The sequence below is a fragment of the Saccharomonospora halophila 8 genome (genome assembly GCF_000383775.1).
Classification (GTDB): Bacteria; Actinomycetota; Actinomycetes; order Mycobacteriales; family Pseudonocardiaceae; genus Saccharomonospora; species Saccharomonospora halophila.
The window spans coordinates 47,159-52,288 of the sequence record NZ_KB912573.1 but is presented as its reverse complement, the minus strand read 5'-3'; the positions used below and the strand labels follow the sequence as shown (position 1 = coordinate 52,288).

The following is a 5,130-nucleotide window of genomic DNA, read 5'->3' as shown; positions in this document are numbered from 1 at the left end:
TGGCACCAGGCCCGCCGCGTCGAGCTGGGTGTCCGGGGTCGCGGCCTCGGCGTGGGCGTCGCGGGTCTGCTGCAGGTCGGCGTCGTCGAGGTCGACCGTCTCCGGAGTGGTGGCCGGGCGGGCCTGGTCGGCCGCGGTGAACACCGCGCGCCAGGCGTCCTCCATCTGCCGCAGCGTGTCGAAACGGCGGTCGGCGTCGCGGTGCAGGGCGCGCTGGAAGAACGCCGTCAGGCCGTCCCGCAGGGCCGGCTCGAACAGGTCCGCCGCGAGGGAGGGGGTCTCGTCGTCGGTGGTGCGCGGATCACTGACCCCGTCGCCCCACACCGGGCGTTGACCGGTGGCCATCTCGTGCAGCGTCACCGCGGCCGCGTACCGCTCGGCGTGATCGTCGTAGACCGGGCGGCGGTTGGTGTCCAGGAACGGGTCCAGGTAGCCGCGGGTGCCGGCCGTCACGTCGCGTTCGGACACCTCGGCCAGGGAAAAGTCGAACAGCATGAGCTGCCACGACCGGTCGGCACGGCGGTAGACACCGAAGTTGTCCGGCTTGAGGTCGCGGTGCCGCACACCCCGCCCGGCGAGCTGGTCCAGGGCGGTGAACAGGTCGCGCCCGTAGCGTTCGAGGTTGTGGTAGCTGAGCTTGCCGTCGGTGCGCAGCGACTCGCCGAGGGTGTAGCCGACGGAGTCCTGCCCCCCGGCGAACTCCAGGTCGAGCACGGTGCGCCCGCCCAACTCGCGCGGCCCGTCGAGCTTCTGCACCACGACGCCGCCGCCCACGATGTCCAGGGCGCGGGCCTCCGCACGCAGGTGTTCCGCCTTGTCCTCGTCGAGGGCGACCTTGAGCACCCGGCGCGGGTCCTGCCCGGTGTCGTCCTCGTCGTCGGCGACCGCGGTGACCAGCAGCGCACGGGCGGTGGCGCCGGTACCCAGCACGCGCTCCACGTGCCAGCCGTCCACGACCTGCCCCGCGGACACCGTGAGCGGGTCCACGACCGTGGCCGTCGACGCGGGGACCGACCGGGTCTCGGCGGTGTCCAACCGGGCGAGGAACTCCTCCGCCGACGACAACCGGTCGGCCACGTCGGTCCGGGTGGCGTCGAACACCAGCGTGTCCAGCGCGTCGGACACGCCGTCGGACAGCGCCGAGGGGCGCAGTCCCCGGTTCTCCGCGAGCCGTTCGATCAGCCCGCCGCGCCGCGCCGCCGGCGGACGTCCGGTGAGCACCAGGAACGCCAGAGCCCCCAGGCCGAACACGTCCAGATCCACCGGATCGGCGTACGGGGCGAACTCGGGTGCGAAGTACACCTCCGACGAGCCCGCCAGGTGTTCCCCGGTCAGCGAGGAGTGGCCCAGCGACGTACCCGTGGTGGACACGGCACTGTCGAAATCGCGGGCGGCGGCCTGCCAGTCGATGATCCGCACCACCGGGTCGGACCCGTCGTCACGCGCCGACACGTACACCGACCGTGCCGACAGCGCCCGGTGGTACAGCGAACGCTGGTGAGCGTACTGCACCGCCTCGGCGAGTTGGCGCACCAGATCCAGCCGGGTCTCGGTGCTCAGGGACTCGCCGTGCAGATCCATGTACGAGTCGAGGCGGATGTCGGTGTCGCGGTGGTGGAACAGGATCGCCGGGCCGCCCTGATGGTGGCGGATCTGCACCGGCTGGGCGATGCCGCGGTGCGCCACACCCTGCAGCACCTGGTACTCGCGGCGGGCGGCACGCTCGACCGACTGCCGCTTCTCGTCGTCGGCCTGCTGCTCGGTGAGGTAGATGCGGACCCGGCCCTGCTCGCGCACGATGCCGGACCGCTCGGCCAGCCGGTCCTCCCACGTCGGGCCCGCGTCCAGCAGCTCGCCGGACAGCGTCCAGTCGTCGCCGAAGCGCAGGTGCGCGGTGGAGGCGCGGATGCCGATCGTCTCCAGCAGCTTCGGCAGGACATGCCGGGAGAACTCCGGGGTGATCCGCTGGTGTTCCCGCTGCGGCGGGCGGGAGAGCAGGTCGTTCCAGATGCCGGGCAGCCCGTCGCAGTCGTCGTCGCGGCCGTAGACACGGGTGCGCTGCACCTCGTCCAGCTCCGACCGCAGGCCCCGCGCGGAGAGGAACACCGCCGGTTCGACCCGGGGGATACGCACGCTGAGGTGGCGCTTGCGCGCGGCCCAGTCCAGCCGCTGCTTGAGCTCCTTGCACTTGAGGTCGGTCAGCGACAGGGGATTGCGCAGGGTGTTCGGGCGGCGCGACCCGTCCTCTGGATAGACGCTCCAGGTGTCGCCGTGGTTGACGACGCGGCCCGGGTGGCCCTTCAGCTCCACCAGGTACAGCCCACCAGGCACGGCGATGAGCAGGTCACACTCGTTGACCCGGCCGGAGCTGCCGGTGAAGGAGAACGTCGCCCACGCCCGGTAGGGCTCGGCCTGCGGCATCAGCCGTCTGACGTGGTCGAGGCCGTCCTGTTCCCACGCGTACGGGGACGTGCGCTCCTGGAACCACCGCTGCAACGCGGGCGGCGGCCCCGGCTTCGGCGCCGCTTCTCCACCGCTGGCCACGCGGCCACCCCTTCCTTCGGATCCCACCGTGCGAGCATGCCGGACCGGACTTGCCCGCCGCGGCGATCGTACCGCCGTCAGTGCCGCTGTCGGGCCAGTTCCAGTGCCGGGAGCAGCTGCTCCCGGGTGCGCTGGTACAGCCGACCGATGCCGAACTCCTGCAACGCGGCGCGCAGCACCGTCTCGTCGTCGTCGCGGTCGACGTCGGCCGCGCGCCGCATGAGCGCGGCGAGCTCGCGCACCGGCACCTCCTCGACCGACCGGGGGCCGACCTCCCGCACCGGCTCCGGCGACTGCTCCGGGAGCCGGAACGCGGCGGGCTTGACCCCGGCACGGCCGAACGGCTCGTCCCGCACCAGCTCGCCCTGCCGCACGGCGTAGCTGATCACCGAGTTGAGCTTGCTGACGATCTGCTTACCGAGTCGTTGCCCGCCGGAGGCGCGGACGTAGACCTGGCGGAGCCGGTCGCCGGTGATCGGCCCCTCCACGGCGACGATCTCGCGCAGACCCGCGAGAATCGTGCCGCGCACCGCCTGCACCGACGCCACCGTGCCCCGGAACTCGACGTACGGTTCGGGGGTGCGGGGATCGTCCGCACGGTGGGGCTCCGTCCCGGTGCCGTGCGCCCGCGGCTTCTCAACGGTGTCGGCGTCGGTGGCCGCGTCCGTGTCCGCATCGGCGTCGGCCACCGCTCCAGCCGCGGATCCGGTTTCCACCGCACCCTCGACTCCGGCCGCCGCGCGGCCCACCGGAGCCCCGGTACCCGTCTCGGGCTCGGGCTCGGGCTCGTCCCCGGGCCCGGGGACGGGGACGGCGTCGACCTCCGGGGCAGCGTTCTCCAGGACGGTTCCCGGTACAGAGGATGAAGCCGGTCCGGCCACCGGACCGGTGTCGATGACACCGTCCGAGGTGGCCATTCCGGTACCATCCACAACGGACGTCGATGCCGCGGCCGGTTCACCGCCGGACGGGTGGATCCCCATGTCCCGCAACAGGTCCCACAGTCCGCTCAAGACCGCCGACGGGTCGGCGTAGAACAGGGACTCGGGGATGCGGAAGAACCGCCACCCACACCGTTCCAGATCGCGCTGCCGGGCGAGGTCGTGTTCGAACCGGTCGGGGCCGTGCCACTCGTCGCCGTCGCACTCGACGGCCAGCCGGGTCTGCCCGCCCAGCACCACCAGGTCGATGCGGTACCCGGCGGCCTCGTACTGCGGCAGCACGGTGTACCCGCGGTCGATGATCCGGTTGTACACGCGCTGCTCGAACAGCGAGTCGAACGGCGCCACCGGCGTGTCCTCCGGCACCGGCCGCACCCCGCCGTCGGGGGTGCCCTCGGCGCCGACCTCGCCGCGGTCGATGACCCCGTAGCAGTAGTCCAACAGCTGGAACCGCATGTCCTCGGGATTGTGCAGCTCGTCCCGGCCGAGCGAGTGGAACACCCAGAGCTGGTCCTTGGCGCGGGAGACCGCGACGTTGTACCGCTGCACGTACATGTCGGCCGTCAACGCGGCCAGCCGCCTGCCCTCCTCGGCCACGGAGACCATGGACAGAAACATCACGTCCCGCTCGGAGCCCTGGAAGTCGGCCGCGTCGCCGCAGCGCAGATCCCGCGCGGACCACTCCGGCCCCGGGATCCGCTCCATCAACAGGTTCTGGATGTACTTGGCCTGCTGCTGGCCGAGCAGGGAGATGACGCCGAACGTCTTCCCGTCGTAGCGCGGGTCGTTCAGGCACTCCTCGACCTGGGCCACGAGGCATTCGGCCTCGGCCGGGTTCGTCTTGTTGCCCGCCTGGTAGCCGTCCTCGACGTGGACGGCTCGGATCGGGTCGAGCCGGTCGTTGCCGTACTGGCGCACCGGGACGAGGCGGATGTTGTCCGGCTCGTACGCGATCCGGTTGGAGAAGCCGATGATTTCCGGCACGCAGCGGCGGTGCTCGGTCAGCGTGATCAGACCGCCGTAGCGCATCTTCGCCTCGTCGAACAGGCTGCGCTTCGGGTCCTCCCAGGACGCGCGGTAGCGGTCGTGGGTGAGGTACTGGCGGGCCAGATCGCGCAGCTCCTGCTGGTCGACGCCGACCGCCGTGGGCGAGACCTGCTTGTCGTCCCCGATGACGACGATCTTCGGCGCGAGGTACTGGAGGAAGGTCGCCTCCAGCCCCGCCTGGGACGCCTCGTCGACGATCACGACGTCGAACATGTCCGGCTGGACCCGGAACTGCTCGGCGATCCGGTACAGCGGCATGATCCACACCGGCACCGCGGGGCGGCAGCGTTCCATCGCCCTGCGGATGTCGGCCTTGCGCTCCGCGGCGTACTTGCCGCTCAGTTTGCCGCCACGCTTGACCAGCTGCGCGTACTGCGTCAGGTCGGCCTTCGCGGTGCCGTCCAGCCGTTCCGGGGAGGCGGCGTAATCCCACGCGCGCCGGGCGGCGAGGGTGCCGACCTGCGCGTGGATCTCGTCCTCGATCGCGACGACGCGTTGCTGCAGGGCGTTGGTGTCCGTGGATTCCTGCGCCGTCAGCCACGTCGCCGTGGCGGCCCAGGCCCACGCCCGCTCGAACGCCCCGAGCCGCTCCCGCCAC

The 5,130-nt window shown here is 71.8% G+C and carries 2 protein-coding genes; both read right to left on the bottom strand.

All coding sequences use genetic code 11. The features are described 5' to 3' along the window. A partial coding sequence (pglW, locus tag SACHA_RS22680) for a BREX system serine/threonine kinase PglW (protein WP_039739436.1) occupies positions 1–2,544 on the bottom strand: 2,544 nt, incomplete at its 3' end. 77 nt (positions 2,545–2,621) lie between these two features. After that, on the bottom strand, positions 2,622–5,130 hold a 2,509-nt coding region (locus SACHA_RS26305), incomplete at its 5' end, for an AAA domain-containing protein (RefSeq protein WP_232211904.1).